Raw genomic sequence first — 15,368 nt, forward strand, 5'->3', positions numbered from 1 at the left:
GTGAACCCCGTCATCAGCACACCCCGGATCGCGTCAGGCATCGACGACCTCGTCGGCGGCACGCCCCTGCTGCGGCTGCCCGTCGCCGGGGCGGCCCCCGGCTGCGCGGTCCTCGCGAAACTCGAATCGGCGAACCCGCTGTCCTCGATCAAGGACCGCGCCGCGCTCTGGATGCTCAACGGCGCGGAGGAGTCGGGACGGCTCGTGCCGGGCGGCACGGTCATCGAGGCGAGCAGCGGCAACACCGGCATCGGCCTCGCCGCGCTGTGCGCCGCGCGCGGCTACCGCTGCGTCATCGTGCTGCCCGACACCGCCACCGGCGAGCGGATCGGGCTGCTGCGCGCGCTCGGCGCGGAGGTCGTCCTGACCCCCGGCGAACTGCGCCTCCAGGGCACCCTCGACAAGGCCGAGGAGCTGCTCGCCGAGACGCCGGGCGCGTGGTTCTCGCGGCAGCACCAGAATCCCGACAATCCGCGCGCGCACCGCGAGAGCACGGGCCCGGAGATCTGGGCCGACACCGGCGGCCGGGTCGACGTGCTGGTGTGCGGGATCGGCACCGGCGGCACCTTCAGCGGCACGGCGGGCCATCTCAAGGAGCGCAACCCGCTGCTGCGCGGGATCGCGGTCGAGCCCGAGCGCTCGCCCGTGCTGTCGCACGGCTGGTCGGGGCCGCACGGCATCCCCGGCCTGAACGGCGGCTTCGTCGCCGACACCACCGACACCGCGCTGATAGACGAGATCCTCACCGTGTCCGACGCCGACGCCGAGGCCGGGACCCGGTGGCTTGCGCGGCGGCTCGGCGTCCTCGCCGGGATCTCCTCGGGCTGCGCGGCGCACGCCGCCTCGGTCGTGGCGCGGCGGCCGTCGAGCGAGGGGCTGACGATCGTGACGATCCTGCCCGACACCGGCGAACGGTACCTCAGCGTCTGGCCGGAAGGAGACGTGACGTGAACACGCTGCTGCTGGTCGGCGCGAACGACGACGCGGTGGTGAAGGCCAAGGACCTCGGCCTCACCGTGCTGCTGCTGCAGTACCCGGGGAAGCTGACCGACGTCCAGGAGGCCCTCGCCGACGTCGTGCGGATCGTCGACTACACCTCGTGGGAGGAGACCGCCCCGGTCGTCGCCGCGCTGCACGCCGCGCCCGGCTTCACCGTCGCGCACTCGCTGACCGAGCCGGGCCTGGAGAACGCCGCGCGCGTCAACGACCGGTACGGGCTCGGCGGCACCCCGCACGCGGTCACCCGGCTGCTGCGGGACAAGCTCGCGATGCGCCGCCACCTGCTCGCCCGCGACCCCGACGCGGTCGCCGCCGCGCCCCTGAACAGCCGCGCCGACCTCGCCGCGTTCGGCGAGCGGCACGGCCACCCGTTCATCGTGAAGCCCGTCGACGCGACGGCCAGCATCGCCGTCCACCGGGTCGACTCCCCGGCCGACGCCGACCGGGTGTGGGCCGAGGTCGCGGCGCTGCGCGGCACCCGCACCGACCGCGTGTCCGACATGTACACCCTCACCGACTTCCTCATCGAGGAGTACGTCGACGGCCCCGAATTCTCCGTCGAGACGTTCAGCTTCGCCGGCCGGCACGTCGTCGTCGCGGTCACCGAGAAGTTCGTCGCCGACGGGTGCTTCGCGGAGATCGGGCACGCGCTCCCCGCCAGGATCGGCCCCGCCGACGACGCCGCGATCCGCGCCGCCGTCGCCCGGTTCCTCGACCACGTCGGGTTCGCCGACGGCGTCACCCACACCGAGCTGCGGCTGTCCGCGCGCGGTCCCGTCGTCATCGAGAGCCACGACAGGATCGCCGGGGACGCGATCGCCGAACTCGTCAGGGGCGCGTACGGGATCGACCTGACGACCTACGCGTTCGGATGGCCGTTCGGGCTCGTGCCCGAGCTGCCCGACCGGCCTGAGCCGCGCGCGGGCGCGGCGGTGCGCGCCATCGTCGCCGGGCACGGGACGGTCGCGTCGATCTCCGGGGCCGCCGCGACGCGGGCGCTGCCCGAAGTGCTCGACCTGCGGCTCACCGCGACGCCCGGCGCGCCGACGCGTCCGCTGCGCGACAACTGGGACAGGCTCGGCCTCGTCGCCGTCACCGGGCACGACACCGACGCGGCGATCCGCGCCGGGGAACGGATCGTCGCCGAGGTCCTCGACGTCCGGGTGACGACGCCGTCCGGCGACACCGTGCGGGCGCAGGCCGCGCCCGTCGGCAGGGCGGGAGCGCCGGTGTGAGCACCCTCATCCTGCACCGCTTCCCCCTTGAGCCGTTCCCGTATGCCGAGTGGCTCGCCGACCACCCCGGCGACCTCCTCGTGGTCGCCGGGCGCGACAGGATCGAGGGCGCGGGCGAACGCGTCCCCGACGGGCCGCTCGGCTGCACCCGGCTTGAGGTCATCGACACCCTTGACGACACCGCGCTGCTCGAGCGGACCGCGCGCCGCCTCATCGAGGAGCACGCCGTCCGGCACGTCGTCACCCTGCACGAGGCCGACCAGCTCCGCGCGGCGCGGCTCCGCGCCCAGTACGGGCTGCCCGGCGCGCTGCCCGCCGACGTCGTGCCGTTCCGCGACAAGGCGCTGATGAAGCGGTGGGCGTCGGCGGCGGGCCTGGCCGTCGCGCCGCACGCGATCCCGCGCGACGCCGTCGCGGCGCGGGAGTTCGCCGAGGTCCACGGCTTCCCGGTGGTCCTCAAGGACCGGGCGGGGTTCAGCTCGATCGGCCTGCGGATCGTGCGCGACGGCCCCGCCCTCGACGCGGCGCTCGCCGCCGCGTTCGGCGCGGGACCGCGCGACGACCTCCTCATCGAGGCGTTCGTCCCCGGCCGGATGTGCCATGTCGACGGGCTCGTCGCGGGCGGCGCGACGGTGCTGGCGTGGCCGTCGCAGTACCAGTACGACCTCGCCTCCTTCGGCAGCGACCCCGGCGCGCGCGTCGACCTCACGCTCGACCCGGCCGACCCGCTCACGCCGAGGCTCCTCGACTTCACCGAACGCGCCCTCGCCGCCCTGCGGCCCGCGGGCTCCCGGCTCACCGACCACGCCTTCCACGCCGAGATCTTCCACACGCCGGACGACCGGCTCGTGCTCTGCGAGATCGCCTGCCGTCCCGCAGGGGCGAAGATCCGTGAGGTCTTCCAGGCGATCTTCGGGATCGACCACGCCGCCTATGCCGTGCGGGCCCAGCTCGGGCTCCCGCTGCCTTTGCTCGACGGGACGGGGCCGCTGCCCGTGCCGTCGCGGATGGCGGGGCAGGTGCTGATGATGAAGCGGCCGGGGCGCATCAGCGCGGTGCCCGAGGCCCCGGGGGAGGACTGGGTCGAGCGGTTCTGGCTCTACGGGCGGCCCGGCGAGACGGTGCCGCCCGCGGCGGGGTCGTCGGACTTCCTGCTCGCCGCCGTCGGCACGGGGCCCGACCGCGCGGTCTGCGAGCGGCGGCTCCGCACCCTCGGCGCGCGCTTCGAGGCGGCGGTGCGGATCGGCGGGGCGGCGGCGTGAACCCGTCGGCCCGCCTCAAGTACCTCGCCGGGATGGTCGTGGACGCCACCGGCAGCGGCATGTACCTGCCGCTGTCGCTGCTGTACTTCCACCATGTGGTCGGGCTGCCGCTGACCGCCGTCGGCGCGCTCCTCACCGGGGCGGCGCTGCTCAGCCTCGCCGCCAACCCGTTCGCCGGCGTCCTCGTCGACAGGTTCGGGGCGCGGGCCGTCGTCGTCGGCTGCTACACGGTCCGCGCGGCCGGGTTCGCCGCCTACCCGTTCGTGGACTCGGCCGCGTCGATGCTGCTCGCGACGGCGCTCGTGGCGCTCGGCGACGGGGCGTACCCGCCGTCCGTCCAGGCGTTCGTCGCCGAGATCGCGCGGGGCGCGGCACGTGACGGGCTGCTCGCGGCGCAGCGCGGCATCCGCAACGCGGGGCTCGGCGCGGGCGGCCTGATCGCGGGCGCGGCGCTCGCGCTCGGCTCCGACGCCGCCTACCAGGGGATCGTCGCGACGACCGCCGCCGCCCACCTCACCGCCGCGCTGATCTTCCGGACGATCCCCGTGCCCGGCCGCGCCGCCCACGCCGGACGCGTCGCGCGCGGCTACCGGCTCGTCCTGCGCGACCGGCCCTTCCGCACGTTGACGCTGCTCAACCTGCCGATCGCGTTCGGGTACATGGTCCTTTCCGTGGCGCTCCCGGTCTACGCCACACGCCACCTCGGCCTCGCCGACTCCTACGTCGGGGTGCTGTTCGCCGTCAACACCGCGGGCATCGCGCTGCTCCAGATTCCGGCGACCCGGGCCGTCGTCCGGCACCGGCGCACGCGCGCGGCCGCCGCGGGCGCGCTGACCTTCGCCGCCGCTTTTGTGGCGTTCTGCCTTCTCGACGTGTTCGCCTCCGGCGCTGTCCTGGTCGTCGGCGTCTTCGCGGCCACGCTGGTGTTCACCGTGGGGGAGCTGCTGCACGGGGCGACGGCCTCCGCCCTCGTCGCCTCGGCCGCGCCCGAGGCGACCCGGGGCCGTCATCTCGCGGTCTACCAGCTGTCCTGGGCGCTGCCGACGGCGCTGTCCCCGTTCGTCCTGACCAGCCTGCTCGCGTGGTCGGTCCCCGCCCTCTGGCTCACCCTCGCCGCCACCGTCACCCTCTCCGCCTTCACCCTCCTGCGCCTTGAGCCGCGCCTTCCCCTGGAGGCCGTGTACGCCGTCCCGCCCGTCGTAGGGGGTGGGGTCAGGCTGTGATGCCGTTTTCGTAGGCGAAGACGACGGCCTGGGTGCGGTCGCGGAGGGCGAGCTTGGTGAGGACGTGGCCGACGTGGGTCTTCACGGTCTGTTCGGCGAGGAAGAGTTCGCCGGCGATCTCGGCGTTGGACAGGCCGCGGGCGATGAGGCGCAGGACGTCGAGTTCGCGCGGGGTGAGGCCGTCGGCCGCGCCGGTGCGCGGGCGCTCGTGGCGGCGGCGCTTGGCGAAGTCGCGGATCAGCCGGCGGGTCACCGACGGGGCGAGCAGCGCGTCGCCGGACGCGACGACCTTCACCGCGTGGATGAGGTCGTGCGCGGGGGCGTCCTTCAGCAGGAAGCCCGACGCGCCCGCGCCCAGCGCCTCGTAGACGTACTCGTCGAGGTCGAACGTGGTGAGGATGAGGACGCGCGGGCCGGTCTCGGAGGCGATCTGGGCGGTGGCGGCGAGCCCGTCCATGCGGGGCATCCGGATGTCCATGACGATCACGTCGGGCGTCAGCTCGCCCGCGAGTTCGACGGCCTCCTGGCCGTCGCCAGCCTGGCCGACGATCTCGATGTCGGGGTCGGAGTCCAGAAGTGTGGCGAGTCCGTCCCTGATCATCACCTGGTCGTCAGCGATCACCACCCGGATCATGTCGGCCATCATAGGGAAGTCCGGCCGACACCGCCCAACCTCCCTCCGGCCTGGGCCCGGTCTCCAGCGAGCCGCCGAGCATCGCGACACGCTCGCGCATCCCCAGCAGGCCGTGGCCGCCGTTGCCGGGCTGCGGCTTGTCCTTCGCGCCGTCGTCGCGCACCTTCAGCAGCAGTTCGTGCTCGCCGTAGTGAACCTCGACCTCGACCGACGACCCTGGCGCGTACCGCGCGGCGTTGCTCAGCGCCTCCTGGACGATCCGGTACGCCGACAGATCGACGGCGTCGGGCAGCGCCCGGTGGGTCCCGGTGACCGACAGCGTCACGCGCAGGCCCTCGTGCGCGTCGAGGAGTTCGGGGATGCGGTCCGCGCCTGGCTGCGGGGCGCGTTCGGCGGCCTCGGAGCCCGCGCGCAGCAGGCCGACCACGCGCCGTGTCTCGGTGAGCGCGCTGCGCGCCTCGTCGCGCAGCAGCGCGAACGTCTCGCGGGCGGGCTCGGGCAGGTCGTGGATCTTGTACGGCGCGGCCTCGGCCTGGAGCGCGATCACCGACATGTGGTGCGCGACGACGTCGTGCAGCTCACGCGCGATCCGCGACCGCTCCTCGAGGACGGCGTTCAGCGCCTGGTCGTGCCTGTGCCGTTCGGCCTGGAGCGCGAGCCGCATCTCCGCGAGGTACCTGCCGCCGACGGCGTCGCCGAACACCAGCGCCAGGATGACGAGCCCGGCGAGGATCAGCCCGAACCACGACTCGAGCCTGCCGAGCCCGAGCGGCAGGAGCACGATCACCGAAACGGTGACCAGGCCAGCGCCGAGCGGCTTGGGCTGGTCGGAGCTCGCCCCGACCGCGAACAGCACGCCGACGAGGGCGAGCAGCGACGTCACGGGCCAGGGCATGAACGCGTCGCCGCCGCCCACCAGCGCGCCGAACAGCAGCCCGATCATGACGACCCGCCACGCGGGGACCGGCCAGCGCGGCGCGACGAGCACGGGCAGGCACTGTAGTACGCCGAGCGGCCAGGCGATGTCGGCCGACACGCCGTGCAGGCCGACGTAGATCGCGATCGAGCCGCCGGTCAGCCCGATCGCGACGGGCAGGACCGACACCAGGATGACGAGCCTGAGCCGCGCCCGGTCGGGCCAGCAGGTGTAGCGGTCAGGCTCGGACGGGGCGCGCAGCACCGTGACGACGGCGTCCAGGGGGCGGCCCAGCGCATGGTGCACGCTCATGGCCAAGAGGGTAGTGATGGTCGGCGCTCCCTGTCGTCCCTTATTCGTCGCCGTCGGGTGCCGTCAGGCGACGGAGTCCAGGTGGCGCAGGGCCATCGTGTAGGACGTGATCAGCGAGGTCTCGGTGTAGGGGATGCCGAGGGACTCGCAGTGCGCCCGGACCAGCGGCTGCGCCTTGCGCAGCGCCGGACGGGGCAGCGCCGGGAACAGGTGGTGCTCGATCTGGTAGTTCAGCCCGCCGAGCATCCAGTCGGTGACGACGCCGCCGCGCACGTTGCGTGAGGTGAGGACCTGCTTGCGCAGGTGGTCCCAGTCGTCGCCGGGGCCGGGCATCGGCATGCCCTTGTGGTTGGGCGCGAACGCGGCCCCCAGGTGCAGGCCGAACAGCCCCTGGTGCAGCGCGATGAAGGCGAGCGCGACGGGCACGGGAAGCAGCAGGAAGGCCGCGCCGAAGTAAATGACGTGGTGCGCCGCGAGCAGCAGCGCCTCGGTGCGGCGCTCGGCGGCGGGCCGCTCCCGCAGCGTCACGACGCTGTTCACCTGGAGGGCGATGCCTTCGAGCAGCGTCAGCGGGAAGAACAGCACAGCCTGGTTGCGGGTCAGCCACCCGATGACGCCGGTGGTCCGGCCGACGGCGTCGTCCTTGGTGAAGACGAGCGCGCCCGCGCCGATGTCGGGGTCCTTGCCGATGTGGTTCGGGTGCGCGTGGTGCGCGTTGTGCTTGTGGTTCCACCACCCGTGGCTGAGCCCCAGCATGAAGTTGCCGAGGAACAGCCCGAGCCGCCGGTTGGCCCGGCCCGTCGCGGCGATCTGCTTGTGACCGGCGTCATGCCCGAGGAACCCCATCCGCGCCGACAGCAGCGCCGCCGGCACCGCGAGCGGCAGCGCCCACCACCCCCCGACGACCCCTGCCGCCGCCCACACCGCCACGGTCGCCACGGTCGTGAACACGATCGACCGCGCGTAGTACCCCGTCCGCCTCTCCATCAGCCCACTGGCCCGAACTTGCCTGGCCAACGGCGTGAAGTCACTCCCACTACGCGCCGCCACAAGAGTCTCGGTCAACTTCTCTCCCCCTCCGTCGATCCATCCCCCCCGACGTTAGGGACCCCCCTCCCACCCCCGAATCCCCCTCCCGAGCCACCCCCCACCTCCCCCCCAAGTCCCTACCCCCCACCCACCCCACCCTGTAAGACCCACCCCGCCTAGCCGACGGATTTGGCGGGGGTGTTCTGGTAGGGGGTGGCTAGGTGGTGGAGGGGGAGGTTGAGGGCTTGGGAGAGGCGGACGATGGTGCCGAAGCTGGGGGAGGGGAGGCGGCCGGTTTCGATTTTGCGGAGGGTTTCTGGGGAGATGCCGGCGGTGCGGGCGATCTCGGTGAGGTCGCGGTGGGCGCGGGCGGCGCGCAGGAGGGCGCCGAGGCGGCGGCCGGCTTCGATCTGCTCTTGGGTCAGGGGTTGGCGGACCATGGCCCAAGGATAGGGGGCCCGGGGATAGGGTCGGTATAGTTATACCAACGACTTCTTACGTGGAGTATTCGTGATCGAGCTGAAGACGCCCGCTGAGATCGAGCGCATGCATGTGGCGGGGCGGTTCGTGGCCGAGGTGCTCACCGAGGTCGGCGCGCTCGCTGACGTGGGCGTCAATCTGATGGACATCGAGCACCACGTGCGGGGGATGATCAAGCGGCGCGGGGCGGAGTCCTGCTACTGGGACTACTCGCCGTCATTCGGGCGCGGGCCGTTCCGCAACGTCATCTGCCTGTCGGTCAACGACGCGGTGCTGCACGGCCTGCCGCACGACTACACCCTGCGCGACGGCGACGTCCTCAGCGCGGACATCGCGGTGACCATCGACGGCTGGGCGGCCGATTCGGCGCGGACGGTCATCGTCGGCACCCCGGCCGAGGAGGATCTGCGGATCATCCGCGCGACCGAGGAGGCGCTCGAGGCCGCGATCGAGGTCGCCCGGCCCGGCAACCGGCTCGGCGACATCTCCGCGGCCATCTGGGCGGTGGCCAGCGACTACGGCTACCCCGTCAATGACGAGTTCGGCGGCCACGGCATCGGCCGCACCATGCACGGCGACCCGCACGTCTCCAACAGGGGGAAGGCGGGCCGCGGCCTGAAGCTCAGGCCGGGTCTGACCCTCGCGCTCGAGCCCTGGCTGGCCCGCACGACCGACCGGATCGTCTACGACCCCGACGGCTGGACCATCCGCTCCGCCGACGGCTCGCGCACCGCGCACACCGAGCACACCGTGGCCATCACCGACGACGCCCCCCTCGTGCTCACCCGGCGCGAGTCGGAGACCCCGCCGCGACGTCAGGCGTGACGCGGCGGGGCCCGGCGCGTCAGGGGGTGAGGAGCGCGGCGAGCCTGGGCAGCTGCCTGAGCGCGTTGGCCCGTTCGATCTTGAGCCGCTGCGGATCGGTGAACGTCTCCGAAAGCTTCGGCTGAGGGTCGCCCGAGCCCTGGAGGGTCAGCGCGCTGAACGGCCAGTCGCTGCCGAACACGATGTGGTCGCGCGAGGTGACCTCAAGGACGCTCTTCATCGCCGACGGGGCCGAGCTGAGGGCCGTGTCGTAGTAGAACGAGCGGATGTTCCCCGAGACGTCGGGCAGGACCGGCTTGACGACGTCGGGCAGCCCGACGTTCTCCAGCAGCGCAAGCCGGTTCGCGAGGAACGGAACCGTGCCGCCCGCGTGCGCGAGCTGGAACCTGATCTTCGGATACCGCTTGATCGTCCCGCTGTAGATCATCGCGGTCGCGGCGCGCGTGGTGTCGAAGGTGAACTCGTAAAGGAAGTCCGGGATGAGCAGTTCGGGCTTGTTCGCGGGCGGCGGCGCGGCCGGATGGACGAAGACATAAGCGCCGCGCCGGTTCAGCTCGGCCATGACCGGCTCGAACCGGGGATCGCCCAGGTAGACGCCGTTGTAGGAGGAGATGAGGCCGACGCCGTCGAGCTTCAGGACGTCGAGCGCGTGCCTGATCTCCGCGAGCGAGGCGAGGACGTCGGGCATCGGCAGGACGGCGAGCGCGCCGAACCGCTTCGGGTGCTTCTTGACGAGCGCGGCGGCGTAGTCGTTGCAGTAGCGCGCTAGGTTGCGGGCCGTCGCGCCCTTGACGAACGTGACGGCAGGGTCGGAGACCGACAGGACCTGCGTCTGGATCCGGTACCTGTCCATGAACGCGAGCGCGGCCTCGGGCGACCAGGTCGGCGTGGGGTAGCCGCCGATGGTCAGGTATCCGGCCTTGAGGAGGGCCTTGCGGTAGTCGGGCGGCAGGTAGTGCGCGTGCATGTCGATCCGGTACGGCCCCGTCGGGGCGGCCGCGGCCTTGGAGGCGGCCAGGGGGAGGAGTCCTGCGGTGGCGGCGGCGGTGGCGAGGAGCCGACGCCGGTCGAGCGAGGGGGTCACGGGCTCGTCCTTGGGGTGGGGGGTGGTGGGGACTACTGGGGGAGTGAGCGGCGCAGCAGGGGGAGCGCGTTGGTCCCGTTGACGGCGTCGTCGTCGGCGATCGGCTCGGCGAAGTAGGAGACGGCGAGTTCCGGGGCGAACGGCCAGTCGCTGCCGTAGAGGATGTGGCCCGGCTTGGCGAACGCGCGCAGGGTGGGCAGCGCGGCCGGGCTCGAGGACAGGGCGGTGTCGAAGTAGAAGCCGGCGAGGTCGTCGAGGACGGCCATGGGGTCGCGTCCGGTCTCGGCGAACACCGTCACCGCCAGGCGGTGCGAAGCATAGGGGACGAACCCGCCCGCATGCGACAGGATGAACTTGAGGTTCGGAAAGCGGCGCGGAACGTCGTGCTTGACGAGGTTGAACGCCGCCCGGGTCGTGTCGAGCAGGAAGTCGGCCGCGAACGCCGGGATGCCCTCGACCGACGGTCCCGGCAGCTCGGCCGGATGCACGAACACCGTCGCGGACCGCTCGTTCAACGCCGCCATCAGCGGGTCGAGCACCGGGTCGCCGAGGTACAGGCCGCGGCTGTTGGCCAGCAGCATGACGCCCTCGGCGGTGTCCAACGCGCGGGACGCTTCGGCGACCGCGCCGACGACGTCCGGGAGCGGGAGCGCCGCCCAGTACCCGAAGCGGTCCGGATGGTCGGCGACGAGCTCGGCCCCGTAGTCGTTGGCCTCGCGCGCGACGAGGCGCGCCTCGGCGTGGTCCCCGAGGTGGACGCCGGGAGTGGTGAGGGACAGGATGCCGGTCGCGACGCCGTTCCGGTCCATGAAGTCGAGTGCCAGCTCGGGGCTCCAGTCGGGCAGCGCCCTGCCGCCGGGCGCGTGGACGCCGTGGCCGCGCAGCCAGGCGGCGTACGCGGGCGGGACCATGTGCTGGTGCACGTCGATACGGGAGACGGTCATCGTGACCCTCCTTCAGCCCGCCGACGAGCGGTCTCGGCAGTGCGCACGGCCGTCAACTCCCCGGAGATCGTTAATGGATCGGTCGGTACACTCCGGACCGATTGATACGGGGAGTATGCGAGAAACGTCGCGGAAACACAAGGGGCCACGTCGGAGGCCGGGTTCAGGACTCGCTGAGCCAGCGCTCGAGCAGGGCGTCGGCCGCGGTGCCGAGCGTGGCGAAGGCCCCGTGCAGGTCGTAGGCGTCGGGGTTGAGCTGGTAGGCGAGGAAGACGCCGTCGGCGGTGGCGATGGTGAACTCGGCGAGCCGGAGGGCGAGGTCGGCGCGGCGGTCTTCTGGCAGGCCGTGGAGGATGTCGGCGAACTCGTCGCGGGCGAAGTCGTGCACCTCGGTGCGGATCTCGACGAACCGCTCACGCGCCTTGGCCTCGACGGGACGCCGCTCGAGGGTGAGCATCAGCCCGAGGCTGAGGAACTCGGGCCGCTCCAGCAGGCTGTCGGCGACGGCGGTGGCGATGTCCTGGAACTGCCGCAGGCGCGGGACGCTCCTGTCGCGCGCCGAGATGAGGTCGAGGAGCCTGTCGCGCCACAGGTGGTAGCTGCGGTCGATGACGGCGGCGAAAAGGTGGTCCTTGTCGCGGAAGTGCCAGTAGATGCTGCTGTTGGGCATGCCTGAGCGCTGCCGCACCAGCGACATGCTGGTGCCCTCGTAGCCGCGCTCGGCGGCGATCTCCACGGCCGCGTCGAGGATGCGCTGACGCGACTCCTCGCCGTGCTGCTGCCGCCGGTCGGTCTTCGGTCCCATCGGCCCTCCTCGGACCGATTGTCCCAGGCCGTATGCCCGGTTCGAGCCGGGCGCCGGTTGTCCCGCGCCGCGCTCTCGCGCATACTTCCGTACTTAGCAGTCCTTACTGGACCAATCGATCCAGTATTTTGACGGGGCAAGCTCAAGAGAGGAGTGCCGTGGTGAGTGCGGAAGCCGCCTACGACGTCGCGGTGATCGGATACGGGCCGACGGGGGTCACCGCGGCGAACCTGCTCGGCGCGCTCGGCCTGCGGGTCGCGGTGATCGAGCGGGACACGGAGATCTTCGGCCGCGCGCGGGCGATCTCCACCGACGAGGAGGTGCTGCGGGTCTGGCAGCGGATCGGCCTCGCCGAACTGCTCAAGCGCGACATGCTCGGCGACCTGCCGATCGAGTTCGTCGACGCCAAGGGCGAGCCGTTCCTGAGCGCCCACCCGGTGTCCAGGGGGCACGGCCACCCGTCGCAGATGTTCATCTACCAGCCCGCGCTCGAACAGGTCCTGCGCGACGGCGTCGCGCGGTACCCGAACGTCGAGCTGCTGCTGGAACGCGAGTGCCTGCGGGTCGTCCAGGACGCCGACGGCGTCGAGCTCACGACCGTGAAGACTGGCGACGACACCGTCGAGCGGCTGCGGGCCAGGTACGTCATCGCCGCCGACGGCGGGTCGAGCCTGACCCGGGCGCAGCTGAACATCGGCTACGAGGGCCGCACCTTCGAGGACCGCTGGGTCGTCATCGACACCGAGATGATCGAGCCGTGGCCGGGCCACGACAGGCTCAGGTTCCACTGCGACCCGGCGCGTCCGGCGGTCGACTGCCCGACGCCGCTCGGCCACCACCGCTGGGAGTTCCCGATCCTGCCCGGCGAGGACGAGACGGAGCTCGTCAGCGACGCGGCGATCGCGCGGCTGCTGTCCCGTTACGGGATCACCGAGAAGAACGTGAAGATCCTCCGGGCGACCGTCTACAGCCACCATGTCCGGTTCGCCGCGCGGTTCCGGGTCGGCCGGGTGTTCCTCGCCGGGGACGCCGCGCACGCGATGCCGCCGTGGATCGGCCAGGGCATGGCGGCTGGCGTGCGGGACGCGGCGAACCTGTGCTGGAAGCTCAGCGCGGTCCTGCGCGGCGAACTGCCGGAGAGCGTGCTCGACTCCTACGAGACCGAGCGCAAACCGCACGTCAAGGGCGTCACCCGGCGCGCGGTGCTGGTCGGCAGGACGATCACCGAGCGCCGCACCGCCGTCACGCGGGTGCGTGATCCGCTCGGACGCGCCATCTCGCGCTTCCCCGCGCTCACCCGGCTGACGCAGGGCGCGCTGTGGATCCCCGCCGCGCACTACCCGGCGGGTTTCCTGGCGGGCCGCAGGACCGGCGCGACCGGGTGGATGCTCCCGCAGCCCGTCGTGCTCGACGGGTCAGGCGCGAAGAAGCGGCTCGATGACGCGCTCGGCTCCGGCTGGCTCGTCCTGCACGCCAGGACCGCGACGCCGCAGGACGCGTGGACCCGGCTCGGCGTCCGGTCGGTCACCGTGCTGCCGAGCGGGTCGGCGGCGGCGGAGAACGCCGTCGTGGACGAGACCGGCGTCCTGCTCGCCTGGCTCGACCGGCGCGGGACGGCGTCGGCGGTCCTGCGCCCCGACGGATACGTCTACGCGGCGGCCGCGAAGGGCGCGCCGCTTCCCGCACCCCCGGCCGGGTTCAGGCCCGCCGGACAGTGAGAGGAAATGAGATGACCGCACAAGAACTGCCCGAAATGCGAGAGTCCCTGGTCGACGCCGGGGACAAGAAGATCTTCGTCGCCGAGACCGGGGACGGCCCGCCCGTCCTGCTCCTGCACGGCGGCGGGCCGGGAGCGTCCGGCGTCTCCAACTACCGCCGCAACATCGCCGCCCTCGCCGAACGCTTCCGGGTGATCGTGCCGGATCTGCCCGGGTATGGACGCAGCACCAAGGGCGTCGACGCCGACGACCCCTTCGGCTTCCTCGCCGACGGCATCCGCGGCCTCCTCGACGCGCTCGGGATCGAGCACGCCCACCTCGTCGGCAACTCCTACGGCGGCGCGTGCGCGCTGCGCCTCGCCCTCGACACGCCCGGCCGGGTGGATCGGATGGTGCTCATGGGGCCGGGCGGCGTCGGCACCACGCGCGCGCTGCCCACCCCGGGGCTTCAGTCGCTGCTGTCGTACTACGGCGGGGAGGGGCCGTCGCGGGTGAAGCTTGAGAAGTTCATCCGCGAATACCTGGTCTTCAACGCCGCGCAGATTCCCGACTCCGTCATCGATGAGCGTTATGCGGCGAGCATCGACCCCGACGTGGTCGCCGCGCCGCCGCTGCACCGTCCGTCGGGGCCGAACGCGCTGCGCGTGCTGCGGCGGATGGACTTCACCCGCGACGCGCGCCTTGCCCGTCTCGCCGTCCCGACCCTCGTGCTGTGGGGCGCGCAGGACAAGGTGAACCGGCCCAGCGGCGGTCAGGCGCTCGCCGAGCGGATGCCGGACTGCGACCTGTACGTCGTCGCCAACACCGGTCACTGGGTCCAGTTCGAGCGGCCCGAACTGTTCAACCGGCTGTGCGCCGAGTTCCTGGGAGGCACGCGATGACCCCCGACACGCCGTCGGTCTTCGGCGCGGTCCACCTCGGCTACCTCGTCATCGAGACCGAGCGGTTCGCCGACTGGCGGCGCTTCGGCGCCGACGCGATCGGCATGCACCACGACGCGCTCGACGCCGACCGGATGCGGTTCCGCCTTGACGACAAGGAATGCCGGTTCCTGCTCGTGCGCGGACCGGCCGAGGACGTCGTCGCCATGGGCTGGCACCTCGCCGACCACGCCGCGTTCGAGCAGGTCGAGGCACGGGTGCGCGCGAGCGGCGTCCCGTACCGGCGGGGGACCGAGCAGGAGGCGGCGGCCCGGGGCGTCGAACGGCTGCTGCGCTTCCCCGGGCCCAAGGGCATCACCCAGGAGATCGCGACGGCCCCGAGGACCGCCGCCGAGCCGATGACGATGCTCGCGGGCGGCTTCGTCACGGGGGAGTCGGGCATGGGGCACGTCGCGCTCACCACGACGCGGCCCGCCGAGACGCGCGGGTACTTCACGCATGTCTTCGACGCGCGGCTCACCGACTACATCGACGAGACCGTCAGCGGCGCGAAGCTCAAGATCAGGTTCCTGCGGGTCAACGAGCGGCATCACTCGATCGCCGTCGCCGCCGTGCGGGGCGCGCCGGTCGACCCGATCCGCACCCGCGTGCAGCACCTCAACATCCAGGTCGCCGAGCTCGACGACGTCGCGCGCAGCTACCAGCGCGTCCACGAACTCGGCTTCTCGATGGCGCTGTCGGTCGGGCAGCACACCAACGACAGGGAGCTGTCGTACTACGCGCGGACGCCGTCGGGCTTCGAGTGGGAGGTCGGGTGGAACCCGATCGTCGTTGACGAGTCGACCTGGGAGCCGTCCACGCATCAGGGCATCAGCGTCTGGGGGCACAGGCCCGTCGGGCAGACCATCATCGACAAACTCGCCCAGTTCCGGACGGCCACCCGCTCACTCGCCCATAAGGAACAGACAGTGCCACAGCTTGGCGGAACCGGCATTCCGGACGCCTGATTTCTCTGGTCTGC

The 15,368-nt window shown here is 72.3% G+C and carries 15 protein-coding genes; 8 read left to right on the forward strand and 7 right to left on the reverse strand.

The window, feature by feature from the left end; genetic code table 11:
• Genes R9X44_RS17745 through R9X44_RS17760 form a run of 4 tightly spaced genes read left to right on the forward strand, consistent with a single transcriptional unit; the run spans nucleotide 1 to nucleotide 4,719 of the window.
• Nucleotides 1-951, forward strand: coding sequence for a cysteine synthase family protein (locus R9X44_RS17745; RefSeq protein ID WP_319815294.1), 951 nt, complete (start codon nucleotides 1-3; stop codon nucleotides 949-951).
• The gene (locus R9X44_RS17750; protein WP_319815295.1) at nucleotides 948-2,234 is read left to right on the forward strand and encodes an ATP-grasp domain-containing protein; all 1,287 of its coding nucleotides are present in this window, start codon (nucleotides 948-950) and stop codon (nucleotides 2,232-2,234) included. Before R9X44_RS17745 ends, R9X44_RS17750 begins: the two co-directional genes overlap by 4 nt.
• Complete coding sequence (locus tag R9X44_RS17755) at nucleotides 2,231-3,496, forward strand: hypothetical protein (protein ID WP_319815296.1); 1,266 nt, start codon at nucleotides 2,231-2,233, stop codon at nucleotides 3,494-3,496. Before R9X44_RS17750 ends, R9X44_RS17755 begins: the two co-directional genes overlap by 4 nt.
• On the forward strand, nucleotides 3,493-4,719 hold the full coding sequence (locus R9X44_RS17760) for an MFS transporter (protein WP_319815297.1): 1,227 nt from the start codon (nucleotides 3,493-3,495) through the stop codon (nucleotides 4,717-4,719). Before R9X44_RS17755 ends, R9X44_RS17760 begins: the two co-directional genes overlap by 4 nt.
• On the opposite strand, the gene R9X44_RS17765 is transcribed toward R9X44_RS17760, so the two are convergent.
• From R9X44_RS17765 to R9X44_RS17780, 4 genes are all read right to left on the reverse strand, one after another.
• A complete protein-coding gene (locus tag R9X44_RS17765) occupies nucleotides 4,709-5,353 on the reverse strand; it encodes a response regulator transcription factor (protein ID WP_319815298.1) in 645 nt (214 codons plus the stop codon). The genes R9X44_RS17760 and R9X44_RS17765 overlap by 11 nt on opposite strands.
• Nucleotides 5,331-6,581, reverse strand: coding sequence for a sensor histidine kinase (locus R9X44_RS17770; protein WP_319815299.1), 1,251 nt, complete (start codon nucleotides 6,579-6,581; stop codon nucleotides 5,331-5,333). Before R9X44_RS17770 ends, R9X44_RS17765 begins: the two co-directional genes overlap by 23 nt.
• Before the next feature lie 63 nt (nucleotides 6,582-6,644).
• The gene (locus R9X44_RS17775; RefSeq protein WP_319815300.1) at nucleotides 6,645-7,568 is read right to left on the reverse strand and encodes an acyl-CoA desaturase; all 924 of its coding nucleotides are present in this window, start codon (nucleotides 7,566-7,568) and stop codon (nucleotides 6,645-6,647) included.
• A gap of 218 nt (nucleotides 7,569-7,786) precedes the next feature.
• Complete coding sequence (locus R9X44_RS17780) at nucleotides 7,787-8,050, reverse strand: helix-turn-helix transcriptional regulator (RefSeq protein ID WP_319815301.1); 264 nt, start codon at nucleotides 8,048-8,050, stop codon at nucleotides 7,787-7,789.
• Between the two features lie 70 nt (nucleotides 8,051-8,120).
• Here R9X44_RS17780 and map point away from each other — a divergent pair, with 70 nt between their 5' ends.
• Nucleotides 8,121-8,915: a type I methionyl aminopeptidase gene (gene map, locus R9X44_RS17785; RefSeq protein ID WP_319815302.1), complete on the forward strand. Its 795-nt coding sequence runs from the start codon at nucleotides 8,121-8,123 to the stop codon at nucleotides 8,913-8,915.
• A gap of 19 nt (nucleotides 8,916-8,934) precedes the next feature.
• Here the strand turns inward: map and R9X44_RS17790 are convergent, their stop codons facing one another.
• The 3 genes from R9X44_RS17790 to R9X44_RS17800 all read right to left on the reverse strand — a co-directional run bounded on the left by R9X44_RS17790 (nucleotide 8,935) and on the right by R9X44_RS17800 (nucleotide 11,748).
• Nucleotides 8,935-9,999: an amidohydrolase family protein gene (locus R9X44_RS17790; RefSeq protein ID WP_319815303.1), complete on the reverse strand. Its 1,065-nt coding sequence runs from the start codon at nucleotides 9,997-9,999 to the stop codon at nucleotides 8,935-8,937.
• Nucleotides 10,000-10,031: 32 nt separating this feature from the next.
• Nucleotides 10,032-10,943: an amidohydrolase family protein gene (locus R9X44_RS17795; protein WP_319815304.1), complete on the reverse strand. Its 912-nt coding sequence runs from the start codon at nucleotides 10,941-10,943 to the stop codon at nucleotides 10,032-10,034.
• Nucleotides 10,944-11,106: 163 nt separating this feature from the next.
• A complete protein-coding gene (locus R9X44_RS17800; RefSeq protein WP_319815305.1) occupies nucleotides 11,107-11,748 on the reverse strand; it encodes a helix-turn-helix domain-containing protein in 642 nt (213 codons plus the stop codon).
• A gap of 161 nt (nucleotides 11,749-11,909) precedes the next feature.
• Between R9X44_RS17800 and R9X44_RS17805 the strand changes: the two genes are divergently transcribed.
• The 3 genes from R9X44_RS17805 to R9X44_RS17815 are packed head-to-tail and all read left to right on the forward strand — an operon-like array spanning nucleotide 11,910 to nucleotide 15,354.
• Nucleotides 11,910-13,466 carry a bifunctional 3-(3-hydroxy-phenyl)propionate/3-hydroxycinnamic acid hydroxylase gene (locus R9X44_RS17805; RefSeq protein WP_319815306.1) on the forward strand — a complete coding sequence of 519 codons (1,557 nt, stop codon included), beginning with the start codon at nucleotides 11,910-11,912 and terminating at the stop codon, nucleotides 13,464-13,466.
• An 11-nt stretch (nucleotides 13,467-13,477) separates the two neighbouring features.
• Nucleotides 13,478-14,347, forward strand: coding sequence for an alpha/beta fold hydrolase (locus R9X44_RS17810; protein ID WP_319815307.1), 870 nt, complete (start codon nucleotides 13,478-13,480; stop codon nucleotides 14,345-14,347).
• Nucleotides 14,344-15,354 (forward strand): VOC family protein, encoded by a 1,011-nt coding sequence (locus R9X44_RS17815; RefSeq protein ID WP_319815308.1) that lies wholly within the window; start codon nucleotides 14,344-14,346, stop codon nucleotides 15,352-15,354. The genes R9X44_RS17810 and R9X44_RS17815 overlap by 4 nt, the downstream gene beginning before the upstream one ends.
• Nucleotides 15,355-15,368: the final 14 nt, after the last annotated feature.

This window comes from Actinocorallia sp. A-T 12471 (genome assembly GCF_033875155.1).
Lineage (GTDB): Bacteria > Actinomycetota > Actinomycetes > Streptosporangiales > Streptosporangiaceae > Actinocorallia.